We start from the raw sequence: 23,393 nt of genomic DNA on the forward strand, positions 1-23,393 counted from the left end.
GCAAACATCTGCGCCCGACGCCGCATCGACAATTCAGCGTGGCACAATTGACCGCATGACCGGACTCGGAGTGCGACTTGTGGCGCGTCGCCACGTCGACCTCAAACGTGTCTGCAGCTGTTGTTGTCTGCCCTGTTGCGCGTAGATACGCCAGACAGTCAGCCCCGTCAATTTTCTTCTCGACTTCCGGCCGGATCAGATTCCCGAGCGAGAACCAGTCCTCCTCGGCCCAGACCGGTGCGGAGTGAGATTCAGGAGAGCTTAATGACGTCGACCACCGACGCATCCCGCGCTGCGGCCGAAAAGGCTCCTGCGCCCACTCGAACGCGCACGCCCAGGCCTGCCAAGCGCCGCGCCGAGGGCCAGTGGGCCCTCGGGTACCGGGAGCCGCTCAACGCGAACGAGCAGGTCAAGAAGGACGACAACCCGCTCAACGTCCGCGCCCGCATCGAGAACATCTACTCGAAGCAGGGCTTCGGCAGCATTGACAAGAGCGACCTACGTGGCCGTATGCGCTGGTGGGGCCTCTACACACAGCGTGAGCAGGGCTACGACGGCACCTATACCGGTGACGAGAACATCGACCTACTCGAGGCCGAGTACTTCATGATGCGGGTGCGCTGCGACGGCGGCGCACTGAACGTGGAGCAGCTACGCACCCTCGCAGGCATCTCCACCGACTTCGCCCGCGACACCGCAGACCTGTCCGACCGCGAGAACGTTCAATACCACTGGATCGAGGTCGAGAACGTTCCGGAGATCTGGAATCGCCTCGAGGGCGTCGGCCTGAAGACAACCGAGGCGTGCGGCGACTGCCCCCGTGTCGTGCTCGGCTCTCCGCTGGCCGGACAATCCCTCGACGAGGTACTCGACCCGACCCCCGCGATCGAAGAGATCGTCCGTCGCTACGTCGGCAAGCCCGAGTACTCGAACCTCCCGCGCAAGTTCAAGACCGCCATCTCGGGCCAGCAGGACGTGGTGCACGAGATCAACGATGTCGCCTTCATCGGCGTCAATCACCCCGAGCACGGACCCGGCCTCGACCTGTGGGTCGGGGGCGGCCTTTCCACCAACCCGATGCTCGCGCAGCGCGTCGGCGTCTGGGTTCCGCTGGAGGAGGTGCCCGACGTCTGGGAAGCGGTCGTCTCGATCTTCCGCGACTACGGGTACCGACGGCTGAGGTCGAAGGCCCGGCTCAAGTTCCTCGTAAAGGACTGGGGCATCGAGAAGTTCCGTGAGGTGCTGGAGACCGAGTACCTCGGGCGCAAGCTGATCGACGGTCCCGCCCCAGAGAAGCCCGTCCGTCCGATCGACCACGTCGGTGTGCAAAAGACCCGGAACGGTCTCAACGCCGTCGGTGTCGCCCCCATCGCCGGTCGTGTGTCCGGAACGATACTGGCGAAGGTCGCCGACGCCGCCGAACGCGCAGGCAGCGACAAGATCCGCTTCACGCCGTACCAGAAACTGATCATTCTCGATGTCGCCGACGACAAGCTCGAACGTCTGATCGCCGAACTCGACGAGATCGGCCTGCCCGCCCGCCCGTCACACTGGCGCAAGAATCTGATGGCCTGCTCGGGCATCGAATTCTGCAAGTTGTCCTTCGCCGAGACCCGGAAGCGCTCGCAGATTCTCGTCCCCGAACTGGAGGAGCGCCTGGCCGACATCAATGCTCAGCTCGACGTGCCGGTGACGATCAATATCAACGGCTGCCCCAATTCGTGCGCGCGTTCGCAGATCGCCGACATCGGGTTCAAGGGACAGCTCGTCGACGACGGCAATGGCAACCAGGTGGAGGGCTTCCAGGTCCACCTGGGCGGCAGCCTCGGCCTCGACGCCGGCTTCGGCCGGAAATTGCGCCAGCACAAGGTGACCACCGGTGAGCTCGGCGACTACATCGACCGCGTGGTCCGGCAATTCGTGAAGCAGCGCAACGAGGGTGAGCGCTTCGCGGAATGGGTGTTGCGCGCAGACGAAGGAGACTTGAGATGACATCGACAACGGACACCCTGGACGATCTCCGGCGGATCGCCTCACAGGGCGCGGCGAACCTCGAAGGCGCCACGGCTCGAGAACTATTGCAGTGGACCGAGGACACGTTCTCGGGCGGGGCGAGCGCAGCGACGGGGGATCGAAGCGGCTACATCGTGGCGTCCAACATGCAGGACGCCGTACTCGTCCACCTGGCCGCTCAGGTACACCCCGGCGTGGACGTACTGTTCCTCGACACCGGCTACCACTTCGCCGAGACCATCGGGACCCGTGACGCGGTCGAGCAGGTGTACGGCGTGAACATCGTCAACGCCAAACCCGAGATGTCGGTCGCCGAGCAGGACGCCGCGGAGGGCAAGGACCTCTTCGCTCGCGATCCCAACCGGTGCTGCGCGCTGCGCAAAGTTGCTCCGTTGAAGAAGACCCTCGCCGGATACCAGGCGTGGGTCACCGGCATCCGGCGAGTGGAGTCACCGACGCGTGCCAACGCTCCGCTGATCTCGTTCGACGAGGCTTTCGGGCTGGTGAAGATCAACCCGATCGCCGCGTGGTCTGACGACGAGATGCAGGCCTACATCGAGGAGCACTCGATTCTGGTGAATCCGCTCGTCGACGAGGGCTATCCGTCCATCGGGTGCGCTCCGTGCACCATCAAGCCCGCCCCGGGCAGTGACCCGCGCAGCGGTCGCTGGGCCGGTCGATCCAAGACAGAATGCGGGTTGCACGCATCATGACAATCGACATCAACCCTTCTCCCGCCATGACGCGTCCGCAGCTCGACGGATCCCAGTTCGACACACTCGACGCCCTCGAGTCGGAAGCGATCCACATCTTCCGCGAAGTGGCGGGTGAGTTCGAGCGCCCGGTGATCTTGTTCTCCGGCGGCAAGGACTCGACAGTGCTGCTACACCTGGCGATCAAGGCCTTCTGGCCTGCACCACTGCCGTTCGCCTTGCTGCACGTCGACACCGGCCACAATCTGCCCGAAGTCCTGGACTTCCGCGACCACGTCGTGTCGAAGTACAACCTGCGCCTGCACGTGGCAAAAGTGGAGGACTACCTGGCCGATGGCCGGCTCACCGAGCGTCCCGACGGGATCCGCAACCCCCTGCAGACCGTCCCTCTGCTCGACGCGATCGCCGAGAATCGCTTCGACGCAGTGTTCGGCGGCGGCCGTCGCGACGAGGAACGTTCTCGCGCCAAAGAGCGAATTTTTTCGCTGCGCAACGCATTCGGGCAGTGGGATCCGAAGAAGCAGCGCCCCGAGCTGTGGAACCTGTACAACGGCAAGCACTCGCCCGGGGAGCAGGTGCGGGTCTTCCCGCTGAGCAACTTCACCGAGCTCGACATCTGGCGATACATCGCCCGTGACGACGTGGAGCTTGCCAGCATCTACTACGCGCATCAGCGTCAGGTGTTCCAGCGCGACGGGATGTGGATGACCCCGGGCGTGTGGGGTGGACCGAACGGGGACGAGGTGCTCGAGACCCGATCGGTGCGTTACCGCACTGTCGGCGACGGCTCCACCACCGGCGCTGTGCTGTCCGACGCCGCTGACAACGGGGCGATCCTCGCCGAGGTCGCGGCGTCCCGCCTGACCGAGCGCGGAGCCACCCGCGGCGACGATCGAGTTTCCGAAGCGGCCATGGAAGACCGCAAGCGAGAGGGTTACTTCTGATCATGAGCGACCTTCACGAGCGTAGCCCGCGAAGCGAGACACAACTCCTGCGCCTGGCCACGGCAGGCAGCGTCGACGACGGGAAGTCCACCCTGGTGGGCCGGCTGTTGTTCGACACCAAATCGGTTCTCGCCGATCAGATCGACGCCGTCACCCGCGCGTCGGTAGACAAGGGGCTGTCCACTCCCGATCTCTCGCTCCTCGTCGACGGTCTGCGAGCCGAGCGTGAGCAGGGCATCACGATCGACGTGGCGTACCGGTACTTCGCGACGCCACGCCGCTCGTTCGTGCTCGCCGACACCCCCGGCCACGTGCAGTACACCCGCAACACCGTCTCCGGAGCGTCCACCGCGCAACTGGTGATCCTGCTGGTCGACGCACGGAAGGGAGTCATCTCCCAAACCCGCAAACATGCCGCTGTGCTGTCGTTGCTCGGCGTTCCCAAGCTGGTGCTCGCGGTCAACAAGATCGACCTGGTCGAGGACCCGGCAACGGTGTTCGCGAACATTTCAGCCGAGTTCAACTCACTCACGCGTTCACTGGGCTGGTCCTCGGACGACGTCCTCGAAATCCCGGTATCCGCACTGCACGGCGACAACGTGGCCGAGCGCTCGCAGAACACGCCGTACTACGACGGCCCGACTCTCATCGAGCACCTCGAGTCCGTGCCGGTGGACGCGGAGCCCCATCGGGTGGGCCTGCGGTTCCCAGTCCAGTACGTAATCCGGCCGCGCACATCCGAGTTCCCTGACTACCGCGGCTATGCCGGGCAGATCGCCGCCGGCGAGACGCGTCCGGGTGACGAGGTAGTCATCCTTCCGTCCGGCGTCCGGACCACGGTCGAGCGGATCGACACCGCCGACGGGGAACTGGATGCCGCACACGCGGGCCGCAGCGTGACCATCGTGCTCGCAGACGACGTGGACGTCTCGCGCGGCGATGTAATAGCGTCGGCGACCGGTGCACCCGAGCCGCTCGGCGAGTTCGATGCCACCGTGTGCTGGCTGGCCGAGAAGCCCCTGCGCCCCGGCGCCCGGCTGCTGCTCAAACACGGCACGAAAACCACGCAGGCCATTGTCGGCTCGCTGTCGGAGCGTCTCGACGAACAGGAGCTCTCCTCCGACCCGAATCCGGAGTCGTTGGAACTCAACGAGATCGGAAGGATCTCCGTCCGGGTTGCCGATCCGATCGTCGCCGACGACTACACCGTCAACCGGCACACCGGCAGCTTCCTGCTGATCGACCCGGCAGGCGGAAACACACTGGCAGCAGGACTGGTCGGGGACGCACTCTCCGGGATCGAACTTGGTAACCGCGTCTGATGTGACGACCCCGCTCATCGCTGTCGCTCACGGCAGTCGCGACCCTCGCAGTGCGCGGGTGGTGGCGGCTGCCGTGTCCGCACTCCGCGCACGACGGCCCGACCTCGATGTCCGGCTGTGTTTCCTCGACCTCAACGCACCGACCGTCGACCAAGCCCTCGACGCCGTCGTCGCCGAGGGACACTCCTCGGCTGTAGTGGTGCCGATGCTGCTCAGTAGCGCATTTCACGCACGCACGGACCTCCCCGCAGTGCTCGACGTCGTCCGCTTGCGCCATCCTCACCTGCAGATCCAGCAGGCAGACGTACTCGGGCAGGATCCGCGGTTGATCGACGCCGTCCGCGAGCGCATCGCCGAAACCTACGGTGGGGCCGAGAATCCCGGTCTCGGTGTGATTCTCGCCGCCGTCGGCACCTCCGACCCGGCAGCGAACGACCGCATTCGCTTGCTGGCCGAGTCTGTCGTCGCGGGTACCCCCTGGTCCGGTGGCATCAGCTGTTTTGCGACCTCCACCGAACCGAGCGTGCGGCAGGCGATCTCGACCGTACGAGGTGCGGGCGCCGACCGCATTGTGATTGCACCCTGGTTCCTGGCCCCGGGACTGCTCACGGACCGGCTCAGCCACATTGCGGAAAAGTGCGGGCCCGGCATCACCTATGCAGCCACCATCGGATCGCATCCCCTGTTGATCGACGTCATGCTCGACCTCTACTCGCTCGCACTGGCGGCCCTGACGACCCATCACGAATTGTCGGCCTGAGGGCGCGGGTGGCGCCCGCGAGGCCCGCAGTCAGTTCGAGCGCATACCGCCGCCACACCCAAGTTTCGAATACTCGTCGGTTCACCTTTGGCACGAGAGTGCCGCAAATCCATGGATGGTAGGTAAAGGGTTACCCCTGGCGCACACCGCTCTCCTGGACCAAACTGAAGTCAAGGCGGTGAACATGATCATGACGACAGCACAGATCAGACACGGAATCGTGGCAGGTATCGATGGATCGGAAGGCGCACTCGAGGCTGCAGCGTGGGCTGCATCCGCAGCGATGCACTTCGATGAACCGCTACGCCTCATCCACGTGCTGCCAAAACATCCGACATCGGACGACGAGATCGACACGGACAATCACCCCAGAGGCGAAAGACTGCTCGACGCCGCGGAACAGGCTGTACGCGACGGAAAGCGAGACCTACCCGTCGAGCGGAGCGTCGAACACGGCCCACCGTCACAGGCGCTCGTGGAACTCTCCAAATCGGCGCGGATGATGGTGCTCGGACCTACAGCTACGAGCGAGATGAGGTCGGTGTACGTCGGTTCCGACGTCGTCCGGGTATCCAATCGCGCCAAGTGCCCCGTGGTGGTCTGGCGCGGAATCCACGGGCACGAAATCACATCCGACCGGCCAGTGGTGGTCGGTGTGGATGGCAGCGAGCTGAGCGACATGGCTGTCGCCCACGCCTTCGAGTTTGCTGCGTTCTTCGGCGCGCCGCTCGTCGCGGTGCACACGTGGACCGAGCACTCGACCCTCGGTGCGTGGTACTCGGAGGAAAGGCGCTTCACGGACTGGCAACCGCACAAGCAGCAAGAATCTGCATTGCTGGCCGAGAGCCTGGCCGGATGGAGAGAGAAGTACCCCGACGTGGCGGTCACTCACTGCGTGGAGCGAGGAAAGCCGACCAGAGTGCTTCTCGAGTACTCTGTCGACGCCCAATTGATGGCGGTGGGCAGTCACGGGCGTAATCCGTTCACGGCCTCCATCATCGGCTCGACGAGCCAGAGCCTCATCCACCACGCTCGTTGCCCGGTACTCATCTGTCGTAAGGACTGAACGCAGGCAACCGGACTCGTACCTGCTGCGGATTCGGTCGGTCGGCGCTACAGAGAGACGCGAACCTGCGCCTCTGGGAGGTCGGGCACGCGCGTTGCCCGTGCGTACACCGTCAGCCCCTCTTCCAGTCCGAGGGCCGCGCTGTCACCACGCGTCACCTGTGCGGAGAACGTCTCACCCGTTGCCTCGTTCCGCAGGTCCACCCGGACTTCGAATCCGAGCCGCACCACACGCTCGACGGTTGCCCTCGTAACGCCCAGAGATTCGGCAGTTCCAGACTCCTGGGCCAGCGCCATCTGTGGGTCCCGCCCGAGCCGGATGTCATGCGGACGGACCAATTGGCCGTTGAGTTTGGCCACCGAGCCGAGGAACGACATCACGAAGTCGTTGGCCGGACGATCGTAGAGATCCTCCGGTTCGCCGATCTGCTCGATCCGGCCGTTGTTGAGGACCGCGATCCGGTCGGCAACATCGAGTGCCTCCTCCTGATCGTGCGTGACGAGCACGGTAGTCACGTGCACCTCGTCGTGCAGACGACGCAGCCAGGCGCGCAGATCCGTACGCACCTTCGCGTCGAGCGCGCCGAACGGCTCGTCGAGCAACAGCACCTGCGGGTCCACAGCGAGCGCGCGCGCCAGTGCCATGCGCTGACGTTGGCCGCCCGACAGTTGCGCCGGATAGCGGTGCTGAAATCCGTCGAGACCCACGATCGCGAGGAGTTCGTTGACCCTCTTGCCGATCTCCGACTTCGGTCGCTTACGAATCTTCAGGCCGAACGCGACATTGTCGCGCACCGTCATGTGCTTGAAGGCCGCGTAGTGCTGGAACACGAAGCCGATGCCCCGCTTCTGTGGGGAGACGTTCGTGACATCGTTGCCGCCGATGACGACGGTTCCGGAGTCGAGCGTCTCCAACCCGGCAATGGATCGGAGCAGAGTCGACTTGCCGGAACCACTCGGCCCCAGCAACGCCGTCAGCGAACCCGATGGAATGTCGATGGTGACGTCGTCGAGAGCAGCGAAGGCCCCGTAGTTCTTACGGGCGCCGGTCACGGTAATCACGTGGTACTCCTCTTGCGGTCGAGCAGAGTCATCAGAAGCAGGGTGACCAGCGCAATTCCCATCAGCAATGTGGCCGCGGAGTATGCGCCGAAGGTGTTGTGGTCGTCGATGTAACGCGAGTGCACCAGTAGCGTCAACGTCTGCGACACGCCAGGAAATCCCGAAGACACCATGATCACGGCGCCGAACTCCCCCAGTGCTCGCGCGACGGTGAGCACCACACCGTACGTCAGACCCCATCGGATGGCGGGCAGGGTGATCAACAGAAAGGTCTGCCACCGGTTGGCACCGAGTGTTGCCGCTGCCTGCTCCTGATCCTCGCCGATCTCCCGCAGGACGGGTTCGACCTCCCGCACGACGAACGGCAACGTCACGAACAGGGTCGCGATGACCATGCCGGGAAGCCCGAAGATCACCTTGAAGCCCAGTGAATTCAGCCCACCGAACCAGCCGTTGACGCCCCACAGCAGGATCAGTGAAACACCGACCACGATGGGCGAGACCGCGAACGGAAGATCGACGACGGCCTGGATCAACCCGCGCCCGGGGAAGCGTCCGCGAACGAGCGCGAGAGCCGTGACGATCCCGAAGATCACGTTGATCGGGACGACGATCGCCACTATCAGCAACGACAGATTGAGCGCGGAAATCGCAGCCGGCGTACTGATCGATTCGAAGAACGCGACGATCCCGTGCTCGAACGTGCGGAACAAGATGATGGCGATCGGCACCACCAGCAGCCCGAACAGATAGAGAAGGGCGATCGTGCGCAGGGTGATCCGTGTGGATGCCGACAGTTTCATTCAGCCTGCTCCTCACGACGCTGAGTCCGGCTCGAGACGAGGCGAAGTATCAGCAACGTCACAAACGCGATCGCCAGTAGGGCCACCGACACGGCCGCAGCTGCGGCGGGCCGATCCATTTCGATCTGCTGCTGAATGTATTGGGAGGCAACCTGAGTCTCCCGCGGAATGTTCCCACCGATCAGAACCACGGATCCGTACTCACCGATCGCACGGGCGAACGCGAGACCCGCACCACTGATGATCGCCGGTGTAAGAGTCGGCAGCACCACCTTGCGGAAGATGGTCATGTTGTCCGCGCCGAGCGAGGCTGCGGCCTCCTCCACTTCCCTGTCCACTTCGATCAGCACCGGCTGTACCGAGCGGACGACAAACGGCAACGTCACGAACGCGAGGGCCACGACGAGTCCCGGCTGCGTTGCGTTCAACTGAATCCCTATCGGGCTCTCCGGGCCGTAGAGAGACAGCAGCACAATGCTTGCCACAATGGTCGGAAGCGCGAACGGCAGGTCGATCAGAGCGTTGACGATCCGTTTACCAGGGAACTCGTCACGCACTAGGACCCACGCGATCAGAGTGCCCATGATGACGTTGATTGCAGCCACCACCGCGGAAACGAACACGGTCACACGCAGCGAGGCCAGCGCTGCCGGGCTGGTGATCGCGTCCACGAACCCGGTGATGCCGTTGCCGAACGAAGCAACGGTGAGCGCCGCGAGGGGCAGAATCACCATGACGCTCAGCCACAGCGTCGCAATACCGATCCCGAGTGGCCCAACCGTCCCGGTGACGCGGGCGATCTTCTTGCGGGTGGGCGAACCGGGCGGAACCTGCTTCGTGATTCCGCTTCTCCTCGTCGTCGTGTCTGTGTCACTCACGTGGGTTTACCTGGTTGCCTCGTCGTAGATCATGGCGATGGACCCGCTGTCCGCGGCGAACAACTCGGAGTCGACCACCGACCAACCACCGAGGTCGGCGATGGTCCACAGCGTTGTCGGCTCCGGAAACTTGTCGGTGAACTCGGACTTCACGGCAGGATCGACTGGACGGAACCCGGCTTCCGCCCACAGCGTCTGCGCCTCGGGCGTGTAGAGGAAGTCCTTGAATGCAACCGCCTTCTCCAGGTTCTGGCTGTTCGCCAGTACCGCTACCGGGTTCTCGATCTTGAAGGTGGTCGAGGGTGTCACATGCTCGATGGGATCGCCGTGCTCCTCCATGAACAGGGCCTCGTTCTCGTAGCTGATCAAGACGTCACCCGTCCCCTGCAGGAACGCCTCGGACGCCTCGCGACCCGACTTCGGCTGGATCCTCACGTGATCGTTCATCAGCGAGGTGATGTAGGAGAGACCGGCGTCCGGGTCCTCGCCCCCGTTGCTCTTGGCCGCGTAAGGGGCGAGCAGGGCCCATTTCGCGGACCCGGAACTGAACGGGTTGGGGGCCACGACATCCACCCCCGGGCGCAACAGGTCGTCCCAGTCGCGGATGTTCTTCGGGTTTCCTTCCCGTACAACCAGGGTCACGACCGAACCGAAGGGAACTCCGTTGTAGGCGTCCTGGTTCCAGTTCCTGTCGACCAAGCCGAAGTCGACGAGGCGAGTGATGTCGGGTTCGACCGAGAAGTTGACGACGTCGGCGTCAGCGCCGTCGGTCACCTTGCGGGACTGGTCGCCGGAGGCGCCATACGACGGCTGAATCTTGACGCCCTCGCCCTCCTCGGTTTCGTCGAAGGCGGGAAACATCTTGTCGAAGCCAGGCTTCGTAACCGCGTAGGTGAACAGGTTGATCGTGCCTGCGCTGCCGTCCCCACCCGCTGAATCGCCACCGACGGTATCGCTGGTGCCACCACTGCACGCGGTCAACGTCACTGCCCCGAGCGTGATGAGGGCCGCGAAGAATCGACGAGAACAGCGCCGCATGGGAGAAACCTTCCTGAAAATGTGGGGCGTACGAAGAATTGCGGGATATTTCCGGGATGCAGGCATCTTCCGGCTGGGGTTCCGGGGCACGTGCCAGCTCGGTGGAACGAGCGTGTACAGGAGTGTGCGCAGCAACACCAGGGGCTGTAAAGCGACGTGCGAGGAGAGATCAGCAACAGTCGATATCGGCGACTGCAAGCATGCCGACCCCGATCAACGCCAATTCGTGGCGGATCTGGTGTACAGCGGCTTCAGACACGCCGTGAACTTTATCAGAGGCCGAACCCACCACTCGAATCGTACGTGCCTACCTGGTGACCAGCCAAGCAACGATCACCAGAACTATGAGGGCGAGCAGCGCGAGAGTGACGCGTGAGCGTGGCATCAGGGTTCCTTCACCTTCGAGACGTCCCGTCTGAGCAGGACGAAGACAGCAGCCAGGCCGCGATCGAGCAGCCACGCCACTACCCGGCACGCCGGCACCATCACCAGCAGTACGAGAGCAACTTGTGGAACGAACGGAAGTCCGGTGATCCATAGCTCGAAGCCATCCCACCAACTCGCTATCCGGTCCACCCTGCCTACCTTATCCTCTGCCGACACGCCTGAGCCGAACAGGTAGACGTGGAGGCGGAAGCGGCCGATGATGTGGAAATGGTGTCCACCTCTGCACACTCTTCAGACAGGGCCCACGGGACCGGCCGCCGTCACCATTCCTTTCCGCCGATCGACGACTACGCCTTCCTTTCGGACTGCGAGTCCACCTGCCTGATCGCGCGCAACGGGTCGGTCGAGTGGATGTGCATTCCGCGACCGGACTCCCCCAGCATTTTCGGCGCCATCCTCGACCGCAGCGCCGGCCATTTCCGGATCGGGCCCTACGGGCAGAACGTGCCTTCCGCCCGCCGCTATCTTCCCGGGGGTCTGATCGTCGAGACCACGTGGCAGACCGAGACGGGGTGGCTAATCGTGCGCGACGCCCTGGTGCTCGGTCCGTGGCACAACGTCGAGGAGCGCTCCCACTCCCACCGCCGTACCCCCACCGACTGGGATGCCGAGCACATCCTTCTTCGCACGGTGAAATGCGTCAACGGAACCGTCGAACTCGAAATGAGCTGTGAACCTGCATTCGACTATCACCGAGGTACTGCGAAATGGGAGTACACCGGCAAGGTCTACGAGGAAGCCACGGCCATCTGCAGGTCGAACCGTCCAGAAGATCACCCAACCTTGAAGTTGACCACGAACATGAGGATCGGATTGGAGGGGCGGGAGGCTCGCTCCCGCACCCGAATGGTCGAAGGTGACGATGTGTTCGTGGCGCTGTCGTGGTCGCACATGCAGGCGCCGCAGACCTTCGACGAAGCCGCCGACAAGATGTGGCAGACGGCGAAATGCTGGCGGGACTGGATCACAATCGGCCGATTCCCGGACCACAAGTGGCGCGGACACCTGCAGCGCAGCGCCCTGACGCTCAAGGGGTTGACCTACACGCCGACGGGCGCACTACTCGCAGCATCGACAACCTCCCTACCGGAAACGCCTGGCGGCGAACGGAACTGGGACTACCGGTACGCGTGGGTTCGAGATTCGACGTTCGCACTGTGGGGGCTCTACAGCCTCGGGCTCGATCGAGAGGCCAACAACTTCTTCTCTTTCCTCTACGACGTGTCGACCGCCGATGACGGCCACCACCGTCCGCTTCAGGTGCTGTATGCCGTGGGCGGCGAGCACGAACTAGAGGAGTCGGAGCTTGCCCACCTTTCAGGCTACGACGGAGCACGACCGGTCCGGATCGGCAACGGCGCCTACGACCAGGTCCAGCACGACATCTGGGGAACGATCCTCGACTCGGTCTACCTGCACGTCAGGACTCGGGAGCGAGTCCCGGAGACGCTGTGGCCGATGCTCAAACGCCAAGTCGAGGAGGCTGTCAAGCATTGGCGGCTTCCCGACCGCGGGATCTGGGAGGTGCGTGGCGAGCCACAACACTTCACGTCGTCGAAGATCATGTGCTGGGTGGCTCTAGACCGGGGCGCGAAACTCGCAGAACTCCAGGGCGAGACGAGTTACGCGCAACAGTGGTCCGAGCTGGCCGACGAGATCAAGGAAGACATCCTCGAACACGGCGTCGACGCGCGCGGAGTACTCACCCAGCGGTACGGCAGCGACGATCTCGACGCATCCCTGCTCCTCGCCCCGCTGCTCCGGTTTCTACCTGCTGACGACCCTCGCATCCGCGCCACTGTGCTCGCCATCGCCGACGAGCTGACCGAAAACGGGCTCGTGCTGCGCTACCGGGTAGAGACCACCGACGACGGCCTGGCGGGAAAGGAGGGCACGTTCACGATCTGCTCGTTCTGGCTCGTATCGGCCCTCGTCGAGATCGGCGAACTCGACCGCGCCAAGCGGCTTTGTGATCGACTTCTCGGATACGCGAGCCCCCTCGAGCTGTACGCCGAAGAGATCGACTCCGACTCCGGTCGGCACCTCGGCAATTTCCCTCAGGCGTTCACCCATCTGGCGCTGATCAACGCTGTACTGCACCTCATCCGCGCCGAGGAAGCCGCAGCAGGCACGTTCCAGCCTGCGCACAGCGCCATCTGATCGACTCAAGTCCAACTCCGGCGCCGGCGGACTCCGCTCGGCTATTCGGCGTAGCGGTGCAACAACCGTTCGGCATCGGCTGCGATCTGCCGTACCACCACACCGGCCGGACGCTCCGACGTCACGAGCCCGGCAGCCTCACCGGCATACACGACACCGTGGTCAGGGTCGCTGGGGTCATACGCGGCTACGAGTTCATGTTCTGGAGCGTCGCTGTCGTGCCATCGCGAGGTGAACTCGTTGGTCAGTGCCCGCCCACCCCATCGCTGCGGCCACGGTTGACTTCGTGCCCGATCGAACACCGATGTGTAGATGGTGTCGGTGCTCCGCGCGGCGATGACTCTGCTGCGGGCGTAGTCGGGTCCGATCGTCTCGGGGCTGGCCAGAAGCGCGGTCCCGACCATCGCGCCATCGGCGCCGGCGGCGAGCACGGCGGCGAGGCCGCGGCCCGTTGCGATCCCGCCTGCCGCCAACACCGGAAGCTCGGTGGCGTCGAGGATCTCCTGCAGCAACGGCAGGGTCGCGATCTTGCCGGTGTGGCCACCAGCCTCGCCGCCCTGGGCGATGACGACGTCGACCCCCGCCGCCTCGACTACGCGCAAGTCCTCAACGGTGTTCACCTGCGACGCGACGAGCGCACCGGTGTCATGAACCCGGTCGACATACGGCGCGGGATCACCGAACGACAGCAAGACGACCTGCGGATTTTGAGCCAGCGCCGCGTCGAGGAGCGAGTCGTTGTCGGCGAGCGACCACGTCATGAGCCCGACGCCGATATTGTCGCCACCGATCTTCCGGGCTGTCGCCGTCTCCTCGGCGACCCACTCAGGGCTCGCGTAGTGCGCGGCCCCCAACAACCCCAGTCCGCCCGCCTTCGTCACCTCGCCCGCGAGGGTGCCGCCTGCGCGCCCACCCATCGGTGCACCGAAGATCGGCACTTCGATACCGAGTGTCCGGGTGAGCCATGTTTCCAAAGCCACGTATCGCACCTACTTCCGATCAGAGGCCGTAAGACGAGGCCTTGAGACGGGATTCCGGACACTATTTCTTGGGCTTGTCTCCGACGGCCTCGGAGGACAGCGCGGCTACGAAGGCTTCCTGAGGAACCTCCACGCGCCCGATGGTCTTCATGCGCTTCTTCCCCTCCTTCTGCTTTTCGAGCAGCTTCCGCTTGCGGCTGATGTCGCCGCCGTAGCACTTGGCGAGAACATCCTTGCGGATCGCGCGGATGTTCTCACGCGAGATGATCTTCGACCCGATCGCAGCTTGGATCGGCACCTCGAACTGCTGGCGGGGAATGAGTTCGCGCAGCTTCGACGTCATCCTGCCGCCGTATGCACTGGCCGCTGAGCGATGCACGATCGACGAGAACGCATCGACGGCCTCACCCTGCAGCAGGATGTCCACCTTCACCAGATCCGCCAGCTGCTCACCCGACTCCTCGTAGTCGAGGCTGGCGTAGCCCTTCGTCCGGGACTTCAGGGCGTCGAAGAAGTCGAACATGATTTCGCCCATGGGCATCTCGTATCTCAACTCGACACGCGTCTCGGACAGGTAGTCCATCCCCCCGAGCTCGCCGCGGCGGTTCTGGCACAGTTCCATGATCGCGCCGACGAACTCGCTCGGCGCGATGACGGTGCACTTGACCATCGGCTCGTAAACCTCGCGCAACTTGCCCTCGGGCCAGTACGACGGGTTGGTGACCACGTGCTCGCTGCCATCCTCCATTACCACCCGATACACCACGTTCGGCGAGGTGGAGATCAGGTCGAGCCCGAACTCGCGTTGGAGCCGGTCGCGGGTGATCTCCATGTGCAGCAGGCCGAGGAACCCGCAGCGGAACCCGAACCCGAGCGCCACCGACGTCTCCGGTTCGTAGGCCAGCGCGGCGTCGTTGAGTCGCAACTTGTCGAGTGCGTCACGCAGCACCGGGTAGTCGGACCCGTCGAGCGGGTACAGGCCCGAGTAAACCATTGGTTTGGGGTCGCGGTAGCCCACGAGAGGCTCCTCGGCTCCGCCGCGCGCCGAGGTGACGGTGTCACCCACTCGCGACTGCCGCACATCCTTCACGCCGGTGATGAGGTAGCCCACCTCCCCGACACCGAGGCCGATACTGGGCTTCGGCTCAGGTGAGATGATGCCGACCTCGATCAGGTCGTGGGTGGCCCCCGACGACATCATGGTGATCTTCTCGCGCGGCGAAATCCGACCGTCGACCACTCGCACATAGGTGACCACGCCGCGATATGCGTCGTACACCGAGTCGAAGATCATCGCCCGGGCAGGCCCGTCGGCGTCGCCGACTGGAGCGGGAACTTGCCTCACAACCTCGTCGAGCAGTTCCTTCACGCCCACGCCCGTCTTGCCGGACACGCGCAGCACGTCACCCGGTTCGCACCCGGTGATGTGCGCGATCTCTTCGGCGTACCGATCGGGGTCGGCCGCAGGCAGGTCGATCTTGTTGAGCACCGGGATGATGGTGAGGTCCTTCTCCATCGCCAGGTACAGGTTGGCGAGGGTCTGCGCCTCGATGCCCTGCGCGGCATCGACCAGCAGGACAGCCCCTTCACATGCCTCCAGCGCTCGGGACACCTCGTACGTGAAGTCGACGTGCCCAGGAGTGTCGATGAGATGGATGACGAATTCCTCGCCATCGACCACCCATGGGAGCCGGACGTTCTGCGCCTTGATGGTGATGCCGCGCTCGCGCTCGATATCCATTCGGTCGAGGTACTGGGCACGCATCTGCCGCTCCTCGACCACACCGGTGAGCTGAAGCATGCGGTCGGCCAGCGTCGACTTGCCATGATCGATGTGCGCGATGATGCAGAAGTTCCGGATCCGTGCCGGATCTGTGAACGTCTTATCGGCGAAGCTGCTGATGGGGAACCCCTAACCTGGACCGCCACCGGCCCGGTTCCGGACCGCTGTCACCGCTCAGGATATCCAATTCGCGGTCCTCGTCCCCGCCCAGTACCCAGCCGACCCGCGATCATGTCGACGAGATGACGTATCCCACATGCGATCAGCGGCTCGACAGGGATCGCAAAGGTTCTCTCAGTTCGTTGGAGAAGAATTCGAAGAACGCGTCGGCGTCCAGACCAGCGTTCATCAGTGTCAGATGATCGACGCCGGCATCCATGTGAGCGCGCGCCGCTTCGAGGTACTGCTGAGCGTCGGGTCCGCAGGGTATCGCCTCACGGAGATCCTCGAGGCGGACGGAGGACAATATTTCCTCGAAGTCGGCCGTGTTCTTCCGTTCCGCCAGGATGTCCCATCCCAACAGGCCGAACCTGAGCATTCGGTGCGCCAGTTCGACGGCGGTGTGCTCGTCACGTGCCCAGGACATCGGCAGCGATGCAAACTTCGGCCCCGATCCACCGGCTTTCGCGTAGGCCTCGAACAGTTCGGGGTTCGGCGCGGTCGTGAAGAGACCGTCGCCGAGTTCTGCGGCGAGTGCGACGGATGCCGGACCGCCTGCCGCCACCGCGATCGGCGGAGGCGCATCGGGAAGGTCGTACACGCGCGCCTCGTCGAGAGCGAGGTACTTGCCCTCATAGGACTGATAGCCACCAGACCACAGCAGGCGGATGATCTCGATCGATTCACGCAACATCTGATGCCGGACACGCACCGGCGGCCAATCTCCACCGACCACGTGCTCGTTGAGCCGCTCCCCCGACCCGACTCCCAGAGTGAAGCGGCCCTCACTGAGAATGGCCGTGGTCGCCGCAGCCTGCGCGATGATCGCGGGGTGGATTCGGATGGAAGGGCAGGTGACGCCTGTGACCAGCCCTATCGTGTCGGTCTTGGCCGCCGCGGCACTCAACATCGACCACGCGAACCCCGCATGTCCCTGGCTGTACAGCCAGGGGTGATAGTGGTCGCTCATATCCACGAAATCGAAACCGGCCCGCTCCGCCTCCACCGCCTGTCGCACGATCTCCTTCGGATCGAATGCTTCGGTCACCAGCTTGAAGCCAACCTGCATGCTTCGCTCCTCTCGGCACGTTCCCGGAAGCGTTCCCCGAATCGAGCGACTTCACACCTTGAAAATGCCACGGTCGCCGCAACTCCCAGAATGCTGGGTGTTGCGACGACCACTGGACGTCCGTGCCGAGTAGGGATGATCCGCGATCAGTACCCCAGTTCGTCCGCGATCATGTCCGCGATGGCCTGCATACCCCGCTCGTTGAAGTGGGCCGGCTGGGCCTCGGAGGTCGGGATCAGGCCCTCGAACCACTTGTCCTCGGGTGCGGCACAGGGATCGTGCCCACCTTCGACGGTGGCCTTACCGATGTCGATGTAGTGCGCGCCGTACTTCTGCGCAGCATCGACGTACACCTGGTTGAACCGCTCGAAGTACGTGACCAGCCATTGCGCGTCGGCATCCGAGTACGGAATCGACGGCCAGCAACCGCGATTGCCCACGGCCCCGCCGTGTCCGACGATCACGATCTCGGCGTTCGGTGCCTTCTCGGCGATCGCAGCGATCGCCCGATCCACCTCGGGAGCCGCCTTCGCAATGCCTTCGACCGCCTTCTGCTCGACTTCGGGGTTGTTTCGGCAGTTCCGGTCGCCATCGGGGTTCAAAGTCGCGCAACTCTCACGGGTGATGACTACGTGATTCGAGCCCACCCCGCCGATGCTGATCGTCACCAGGTCTGTTTCCGGACCAAGTGCCTCCACCTGAGGCCGCGCACGCGTCGTACCGATCTGCTGCGGAGTGTCGACGACGTTCTCCACCCTCGCCGCGATGCACGAGACGTCGGTGAAGGTACCGGCGTCGATGATCCGCGCCAGCTTCGAAGCGTAGTTCTGATCCGAGCGCATACAGAAGTCGCGATGCGACAGCGTGTTGATGAAGGGCCCGGCTGCGCGCGAGTCACCGAGAGCGACATAGTCGAGACCTTGTGCACCGGGGTCAGCGACAGCACCTCCCGCAGTAACCATCGTCGACGCCACCACAGAACACACGACGACCGCTCCACGCACCAACCATGAAGTCGACATCGCCGCACCCAATCTCTTCAATTAACTGCCCCCTCTTCGATGAATACGCCACGACAGTGGCGCATCAGGATTCCGCTTCCGCCTACTAAACTCGCTGTATGGCGAGCACTTGGAGCGGCTTCGGAAAAACGATCGGCCGAATCGTACGGGACAAGGGCCCCGAGTTGTTACAGCGGTTGCAGAAGTCCGGTGCAGTGGACCGCGTGGCCGGAGTCCTCACCGGATCGGGACCCGCACCGAAGACCACACCTGGCCGCCCAGTCAGCTCCAACGCCGCGCCGACCGCCCATCGGGCTCGAAAGGTCGAGTACTCACCCGACCTCGACGGTCGAGCGGACCCTGGTGAGATCGTGTGGACTTGGACGACATACGAGGAAGATCCGAGTCAGGGCAAAGACCGTCCCGTCCTCGTGGTCGGACGCGATGGCGACACACTTCTCGGACTGATGTTGTCCTCACAGAGCAGGCATGAGGGTGACCAGGACTGGATCGCGATCGGCTCGGGCTCGTGGGACTCCAGAGGTCGTCCGAGCTGGATCCGTCTCGACCGGGTGCTCGACGTGCCCGAGGCGGGGATTCGCCGCGAAGGAGCGATCATGGACCGTGACAAGTTCGAGGCGGTCGCGAAGCGTTTGCGCACGGACTTCAGCTGGCGATGATGTACGTGCTGTCCCGCTGCTCAGCGGCAGCGAGAGAGCCAGCCCCCGGGCGCCGGGCTTCTCAACTCTGCAATCGGTCGTCGCGGCCGAACAGCGACCTGTAGATCAGCGCGCCTACCACACCACCGATCAGCGGAAACACGATGAACACCCACAACTGGGCTAGCGCACCGTCCTGATAGGGAGCGACGGCGAGGCTGCGGACAGGATTGACGGAAGCATTGTCGATCGGGATCGATGCGAGGTTGATCACAGCAAGCGTGAAGCCGATCGAAATACCCGCCAACGCGACGTTTGACATCCGGTCGGTCGATGCGAGGATTACGAATACCAGCAGTGCGGTGAAGATAACTTCGACGATCATCGTCGCGCCGATGCCGTATCCGTGCTGAACGATCCCGCCGAGCGGCCCTTCGGTGGCGGACGGGCTGTGTTCGCCCCATCCGTTGGCCGCCAGACCGTCCTCCGTCCGATCATAAGACGGAAGGCTTTGTGCGATCAGGTAAATCATGGCACCCGCGACGACGCCACCGACGATCTGCGCGGCCATGTATACCCCCGTCTTCGCGACGGACAGCCGACCGAGCACGAACTGCCCCAGCGTGACTGCCGGGTTGACGTGGCAACCCGAAATCGAGCCGATGGCGTAGACGAGGAAAACGAGTGTCAGACCGAATGCCAGTGCCACGCCGAGGATCCCAACCCTATCTCCGGCAAAGACAGCGGTACCTACCGCACAGAAGACCAAGATGAACGTGCCGATCGCCTCGGCACCGAATATCCTGACGTCCGAGACCGTTTCGACTTCTGCGTATTCCTTCGAGGTTTGAGACATTGAACCCACCTTCGTCGAAATGGATTGTCAGTCTTGCTCGAAACACCCCCTTGAAACACCTCTGGGTGCGACTTTACGCACGCCGTGTGGTCTCCACAACACCTTCCGGGCCAGGCGTCAGCACTCATCTCGGGGCAGCACAATGCCATCTCGCCCGTCGACCACCGAAGACGATAACGAGCGGGCGAGTTGCTTCCGGGCGTGAATCGTTACGGAAGAGGTTCATTCATCTTGTGGCGGTGAAGGTCACGTCGTTTGCCGATCTGCGGACGAGTTCGTCCTAGGATTGAAACTCATGAGCTTCGATACACCCAACGGCACCAGGGGTGCGCGCCAGCCGGGCGCAGGTCCACTGATGCGATGGATGAATCGGTTCGTGATGAATCGGATCCGCCGCAAGGGTGCCAAGACGATGGGGATGAACGCGCTGGTACTGACAACTGTCGGCCGCAAGACTGGGCAGCCGCGCAGTACACCGGTCTCATACTTCGCCGACGGGGACAACAGCTGGCTGATTGTTGCGTCTGCGGCGGGCGCGCCCAAGAACCCGGCGTGGTACTACAACATCGCCGCCCACCCCGATCGGGTGCAGATCGAGATGGGCAACCGCAGGGTCGATGTGACTGCCGCGCAACTGCACGGGGCCGAACGGACGCGAGCCTGGCAGCAGATCACCGAAACCGCACCGCGGTTTGCCAAGTACGGCCGGCAGACCGACCGTGAGCTTCCGGTCATCCGCCTGACCGGGCTGTGAGACGCTCACATGGTGACACCAGAACTGTTTCCGACCGATTGGGCCTCAGCGGTCGTGCTGGTTCCCCATCCCGACGACCCGGAATACCTGTCAGCGGCCGTGGCGAAATGGACCGCGGCGGGCCGGCACGTCACGTACATCCTGGGCTGCCGTGGTGAAGCCGGAATCGAAGGCATGGCCACCGAACAAGCAGGCCCCTTGCGTGAGGACGAACAACGACGCGCAGCGGCGATTGCAGGGGTCGAGGATGTGCGATTCTGGGACGAGCCGGACAGCAACATTCGCAACACCGCCGCGCTGCGCGACAAGATCGCCGAAACACTGACCGTATCGAAACCCGATCTCGTGGTTACAGTGTTCGGCGGCGCAGAGTGGGCGCCGGGTGCACCCAATCAGCGTGACCACATCGAGTTCGCCGCAGCGGTCGAGCAGGCCTACGACGAGATGACGCTCCCACCGAGGTGGCTGTTCGCTGCGGCGCCACCGCCAACTCACGTTGAGGTGGTCGACGAGTTCGTCGACGTGGCCGTCGAGTCGTTCGCGGCCCACGAGCGCTATCTGATGGCTCTCGACGCCCACACCCCAGCCCTCGAGCAGGCGCGCCAACAGCTCGAGATGGCGCTGCCGGTACGCGGCGACATCGGTAATCATCGGGTCGCGCAATTCGTGAAGTTGCGCGGTTGACGGACTCGGGGCGTGCCGCCGATGGCGGCTTCATGTAGTCCTCGATGCATGTCGTGCTGCGAAATACGCTATGCCCGTGCGCTGTTCGGCGCCGACGACCGAGCTGTCATCAGGAGCGGTAGCTGTACAGCTAGGCGGCATCTCCTATGTCATTCTGCTCAAAATTCAACCGGCCGGTCCGTCTGCACGTCGGCGGCTTCACCGCCCCTCCCTCTCGTCACCTCCCACCCACTGCGTCCTCTTCCTATTCGTTTGTCCAACTTTTTCTGATCCACTCATCGCCGTGGCGGCCGAGGTGGACAAATCGGATCGCAAGGCAAGCAAAGTCGGCACCTTCGGCTGCCTGGTTTGGGACCGGGAGCCGAACACTGGTAATCTCATCTGTCGGTGCATGTGTGTGCGCCCATAATCTTCTCTACCAGCAGCTCGAGACGACAGGATTTTACGCGTGGCCAACATCAAGTCCCAGGTGAAGCGGATCCGTACCAACGAGGCAGCCCGACTCCGCAACCAGTCGGTGAAGTCCTCGCTGCGCACGGCTATCCGCTCGTTCCGCGAGGCTGCGGCGGCCGGTGACAAGGACAAGGCCAACGAGCTCCTCGTCTCGACCAGCCGCAAGCTCGACAAAGCCGCCAGCAAGGGCGTGATTCACGCCAACCAGGCTGCCAACAAGAAGTCCGCTCTTGCGCGGGCCGCGAACAAGCTCTGACGGTTCTTCCGTCGTACACTCCCCACAAGCCGCTCGGTCCTCGGATCGAGCGGCTTGTGGTATTGACCGGTCAGATCTTGCGTAGCCCTGCGACGCGCTCCACCGCTCTCTCGACGGCATAGCCAGGGTCGGCAGCGCCCCCTTTGACCTCAGCGTTCAATGAGGCGACTATCCGCAGTGCCTCGCCGACCGACGCGGGTGTCCAGCCCTTTACCACTGCCTGCGTCTTCTTGATTTTCCAGGGCGGCATACCCAATTCCGACGCCATCCGGAAGGGGTCGGCCCGCCCGGCCGGGGCAACCCGCGCGATCGCATGCACAGCATCAGCGAGAGCGTCCGCGAGCACTACATGCGGGACCCCCTTCAGCATCGCCCACCGAAGCGTCTCGACCGCACCCGCACTGTCGCCGGCGACGGCCAAGTCCGCGACATCGAACCCGCTGACCGCGGCCTTGCCGGCGTAATACCGCTGGACAGCGGCAACGTCGATCTTCCCTCCCGTGTCGGCCGCGAGTTGCGAGCACGCTGCCGCCAGCTCACGCAGGTTCGAGCCGACCCCCTCGAACAGGCTACGCACCGCATCCGCCGATACTCGGACACCGAGAGTTCGGAATTCATCTCGGATGAACCCGATGATCTCGCTCTGTTTCGGTTTGGCGCAGGGATACACCACTGCCCCGAGCTTCTCGAGCGCGCCCACCATTGCCTTTGCTCGCCCACCACCCGAATGCACGACAATGAGGACGACTCCGGGCGGAGGATTCCCAGCTGCTTCGAGAACCGACGCCACCGCTTCCTTGCCCGCCTCGGCAGCCGCCTCCAGCACCACCACGCGGTCTTCGGCGAACAAGGACGGACTGAGCAGTTCGGCTAGTTCTACCGCCCCAGTGTCCCCCGCCCTCAACCGGTTGACGGGAAGTTCCGCACCCTGGGCGACATCTGCCGCGGCACGTACCCGGTTGATGACCTGCGTCACCGCGCGATCTACAAGGAACTCCTCATCACCAAGGATCAGATGGAGCTGTTCAAGCTGGGTCGGAGTGCTCACGCGACGATAGTGCCACGTATGGGCGACACATTCGCCGATACCCCGGCAGATCCCGACGGACGTCCCCGCCGCAGGTCCGCAGAAACAACGTCAGGGCGCCTCGATGACCCCAACTCTTGCGCCCGCCGTCAGTTCGCTTCCGAGTCGGTGTTCTCGGCGATACCGAGCATCGACAGGAGCATGCGACAGTCGTTGGCGTCCAACGACTGAGCGGCCACTACTCGCTGCGCTCTTCGTACCTGCCCGGCGTCGAGTTCGTCATCCACATCGAGATCTGCCCGTTCCGATTCCGACATACCTCTCGCCCTCCAATGCGGGTGCGTTCCAAGACTGTTCACCTCAACATCTGCCACCGGATCGTAGTCCGTAACTCGGTTCGACATGCGCACATCGGAAATCGAAGTCGAAACGATACATAGGCGTCATTCGTGTAAACCCCGAGGACGCCACCGCTGTCCTACTCGAGCGCTCACATCGCCCAAACCT

Annotated in this window: 25 protein-coding genes; 12 read left to right on the forward strand and 13 right to left on the reverse strand. The window is 63.8% G+C overall.

Annotated features, from left to right (window positions below; genetic code table 11):
• The first annotated feature begins 55 nt into the window (after nucleotides 1–55).
• The 7 genes from AB0I57_RS17515 (at nucleotide 56) to AB0I57_RS17545 (ending at nucleotide 6,818) form a co-directional block, all read left to right on the forward strand.
• Complete coding sequence (locus AB0I57_RS17515) at nucleotides 56–145, forward strand: Ms4527A family Cys-rich leader peptide (protein WP_358337895.1); 90 nt, start codon at nucleotides 56–58, stop codon at nucleotides 143–145.
• Between the two features lie 119 nt (nucleotides 146–264).
• Nucleotides 265–1,992, forward strand: coding sequence for a nitrite/sulfite reductase (locus AB0I57_RS17520; RefSeq protein ID WP_358337898.1), 1,728 nt, complete (start codon nucleotides 265–267; stop codon nucleotides 1,990–1,992).
• Nucleotides 1,989–2,726 (forward strand): phosphoadenylyl-sulfate reductase, encoded by a 738-nt coding sequence (locus AB0I57_RS17525; protein WP_358337902.1) that lies wholly within the window; start codon nucleotides 1,989–1,991, stop codon nucleotides 2,724–2,726. The genes AB0I57_RS17520 and AB0I57_RS17525 overlap by 4 nt, the downstream gene beginning before the upstream one ends.
• A complete protein-coding gene (cysD, locus tag AB0I57_RS17530) occupies nucleotides 2,723–3,670 on the forward strand; it encodes a sulfate adenylyltransferase subunit CysD (RefSeq protein WP_358337905.1) in 948 nt (315 codons plus the stop codon). Before AB0I57_RS17525 ends, cysD begins: the two co-directional genes overlap by 4 nt.
• Nucleotides 3,671–3,672: 2 nt before the next feature.
• Nucleotides 3,673–4,992 carry a GTP-binding protein gene (locus tag AB0I57_RS17535; RefSeq protein WP_358337907.1) on the forward strand — a complete coding sequence of 440 codons (1,320 nt, stop codon included), beginning with the start codon at nucleotides 3,673–3,675 and terminating at the stop codon, nucleotides 4,990–4,992.
• 1 nt (nucleotide 4,993) lies between these two features.
• A complete protein-coding gene (locus tag AB0I57_RS17540; RefSeq protein WP_358337910.1) occupies nucleotides 4,994–5,752 on the forward strand; it encodes a sirohydrochlorin chelatase in 759 nt (252 codons plus the stop codon).
• 190 nt (nucleotides 5,753–5,942) lie between these two features.
• Complete coding sequence (locus AB0I57_RS17545) at nucleotides 5,943–6,818, forward strand: universal stress protein (RefSeq protein WP_358337913.1); 876 nt, start codon at nucleotides 5,943–5,945, stop codon at nucleotides 6,816–6,818.
• 47 nt (nucleotides 6,819–6,865) lie between these two features.
• Here AB0I57_RS17545 and AB0I57_RS17550 read toward each other — a convergent pair whose 3' ends face one another.
• From AB0I57_RS17550 to AB0I57_RS17575, 6 genes are all read right to left on the reverse strand, one after another.
• Nucleotides 6,866–7,879, reverse strand: a complete 1,014-nt coding sequence (locus tag AB0I57_RS17550) for a sulfate ABC transporter ATP-binding protein (protein WP_358337916.1) — start codon at nucleotides 7,877–7,879, stop codon at nucleotides 6,866–6,868.
• Entirely contained in the window at nucleotides 7,876–8,682 is an 807-nt protein-coding gene (gene cysW / locus AB0I57_RS17555; RefSeq protein ID WP_358337919.1) for a sulfate ABC transporter permease subunit CysW, read from the reverse strand. Before cysW ends, AB0I57_RS17550 begins: the two co-directional genes overlap by 4 nt.
• Nucleotides 8,679–9,560 carry a sulfate ABC transporter permease subunit CysT gene (cysT, locus tag AB0I57_RS17560; RefSeq protein WP_358337922.1) on the reverse strand — a complete coding sequence of 294 codons (882 nt, stop codon included), beginning with the start codon at nucleotides 9,558–9,560 and terminating at the stop codon, nucleotides 8,679–8,681. Before cysT ends, cysW begins: the two co-directional genes overlap by 4 nt.
• A gap of 6 nt (nucleotides 9,561–9,566) precedes the next feature.
• A complete protein-coding gene (locus tag AB0I57_RS17565) occupies nucleotides 9,567–10,598 on the reverse strand; it encodes a sulfate ABC transporter substrate-binding protein (protein WP_358337925.1) in 1,032 nt (343 codons plus the stop codon).
• Between the two features lie 169 nt (nucleotides 10,599–10,767).
• Entirely contained in the window at nucleotides 10,768–10,857 is a 90-nt protein-coding gene (locus AB0I57_RS17570) for an Ms4533A family Cys-rich leader peptide (RefSeq protein WP_358337928.1), read from the reverse strand.
• Nucleotides 10,858–10,982: 125 nt separating this feature from the next.
• Nucleotides 10,983–11,174, reverse strand: a complete 192-nt coding sequence (locus AB0I57_RS17575; RefSeq protein ID WP_358337931.1) for a hypothetical protein — start codon at nucleotides 11,172–11,174, stop codon at nucleotides 10,983–10,985.
• Nucleotides 11,175–11,252: 78 nt separating this feature from the next.
• Here AB0I57_RS17575 and AB0I57_RS17580 point away from each other — a divergent pair, with 78 nt between their 5' ends.
• On the forward strand, nucleotides 11,253–13,205 hold the full coding sequence (locus tag AB0I57_RS17580; protein WP_358337934.1) for a glycoside hydrolase family 15 protein: 1,953 nt from the start codon (nucleotides 11,253–11,255) through the stop codon (nucleotides 13,203–13,205).
• A 41-nt stretch (nucleotides 13,206–13,246) separates the two neighbouring features.
• On the opposite strand, the gene AB0I57_RS17585 is transcribed toward AB0I57_RS17580, so the two are convergent.
• From AB0I57_RS17585 to AB0I57_RS17600, 4 genes are all read right to left on the reverse strand, one after another.
• Nucleotides 13,247–14,185, reverse strand: a complete 939-nt coding sequence (locus AB0I57_RS17585) for a nitronate monooxygenase (protein ID WP_358337937.1) — start codon at nucleotides 14,183–14,185, stop codon at nucleotides 13,247–13,249.
• Nucleotides 14,186–14,246: 61 nt separating this feature from the next.
• Nucleotides 14,247–16,088: a translation elongation factor 4 gene (lepA, locus tag AB0I57_RS17590; RefSeq protein ID WP_358338321.1), complete on the reverse strand. Its 1,842-nt coding sequence runs from the start codon at nucleotides 16,086–16,088 to the stop codon at nucleotides 14,247–14,249.
• Between the two features lie 142 nt (nucleotides 16,089–16,230).
• Nucleotides 16,231–17,196 carry a TIGR03557 family F420-dependent LLM class oxidoreductase gene (locus tag AB0I57_RS17595; RefSeq protein WP_358337940.1) on the reverse strand — a complete coding sequence of 322 codons (966 nt, stop codon included), beginning with the start codon at nucleotides 17,194–17,196 and terminating at the stop codon, nucleotides 16,231–16,233.
• A gap of 146 nt (nucleotides 17,197–17,342) precedes the next feature.
• The gene (locus AB0I57_RS17600; protein ID WP_358337943.1) at nucleotides 17,343–18,218 is read right to left on the reverse strand and encodes an SGNH/GDSL hydrolase family protein; all 876 of its coding nucleotides are present in this window, start codon (nucleotides 18,216–18,218) and stop codon (nucleotides 17,343–17,345) included.
• Between the two features lie 98 nt (nucleotides 18,219–18,316).
• On the opposite strand from AB0I57_RS17600, the gene AB0I57_RS17605 reads away from it, so the two are divergent.
• Nucleotides 18,317–18,877 (forward strand): type II toxin-antitoxin system PemK/MazF family toxin, encoded by a 561-nt coding sequence (locus AB0I57_RS17605; protein WP_358337946.1) that lies wholly within the window; start codon nucleotides 18,317–18,319, stop codon nucleotides 18,875–18,877.
• Between the two features lie 61 nt (nucleotides 18,878–18,938).
• Here AB0I57_RS17605 and AB0I57_RS17610 read toward each other — a convergent pair whose 3' ends face one another.
• Nucleotides 18,939–19,712, reverse strand: coding sequence for an aquaporin (locus AB0I57_RS17610; protein WP_358337949.1), 774 nt, complete (start codon nucleotides 19,710–19,712; stop codon nucleotides 18,939–18,941).
• Between the two features lie 295 nt (nucleotides 19,713–20,007).
• Here AB0I57_RS17610 and AB0I57_RS17615 point away from each other — a divergent pair, with 295 nt between their 5' ends.
• The 3 genes from AB0I57_RS17615 to rpsT all read left to right on the forward strand — a co-directional run bounded on the left by AB0I57_RS17615 (nucleotide 20,008) and on the right by rpsT (nucleotide 21,859).
• Nucleotides 20,008–20,466: a nitroreductase/quinone reductase family protein gene (locus AB0I57_RS17615; RefSeq protein WP_358337952.1), complete on the forward strand. Its 459-nt coding sequence runs from the start codon at nucleotides 20,008–20,010 to the stop codon at nucleotides 20,464–20,466.
• Nucleotides 20,467–20,475: 9 nt separating this feature from the next.
• On the forward strand, nucleotides 20,476–21,150 hold the full coding sequence (locus tag AB0I57_RS17620) for a PIG-L family deacetylase (RefSeq protein ID WP_358337955.1): 675 nt from the start codon (nucleotides 20,476–20,478) through the stop codon (nucleotides 21,148–21,150).
• Between the two features lie 448 nt (nucleotides 21,151–21,598).
• A complete protein-coding gene (gene rpsT / locus AB0I57_RS17625) occupies nucleotides 21,599–21,859 on the forward strand; it encodes a 30S ribosomal protein S20 (protein ID WP_358337958.1) in 261 nt (86 codons plus the stop codon).
• Nucleotides 21,860–21,929: 70 nt separating this feature from the next.
• Here rpsT and holA read toward each other — a convergent pair whose 3' ends face one another.
• Together holA and AB0I57_RS17635 are read right to left on the reverse strand one after the other, a co-directional pair.
• Nucleotides 21,930–22,907 (reverse strand): DNA polymerase III subunit delta, encoded by a 978-nt coding sequence (gene holA, locus AB0I57_RS17630; protein WP_358337961.1) that lies wholly within the window; start codon nucleotides 22,905–22,907, stop codon nucleotides 21,930–21,932.
• A gap of 128 nt (nucleotides 22,908–23,035) precedes the next feature.
• Nucleotides 23,036–23,203, reverse strand: a complete 168-nt coding sequence (locus AB0I57_RS17635) for a hypothetical protein (protein ID WP_358337963.1) — start codon at nucleotides 23,201–23,203, stop codon at nucleotides 23,036–23,038.
• Between the last annotated feature and the right edge of the window lie 190 nt (nucleotides 23,204–23,393).

This window comes from Rhodococcus sp. NPDC049939, from assembly GCF_040656415.1.
In the GTDB taxonomy this organism is placed as follows: domain Bacteria; phylum Actinomycetota; class Actinomycetes; order Mycobacteriales; family Mycobacteriaceae; genus Rhodococcus_F.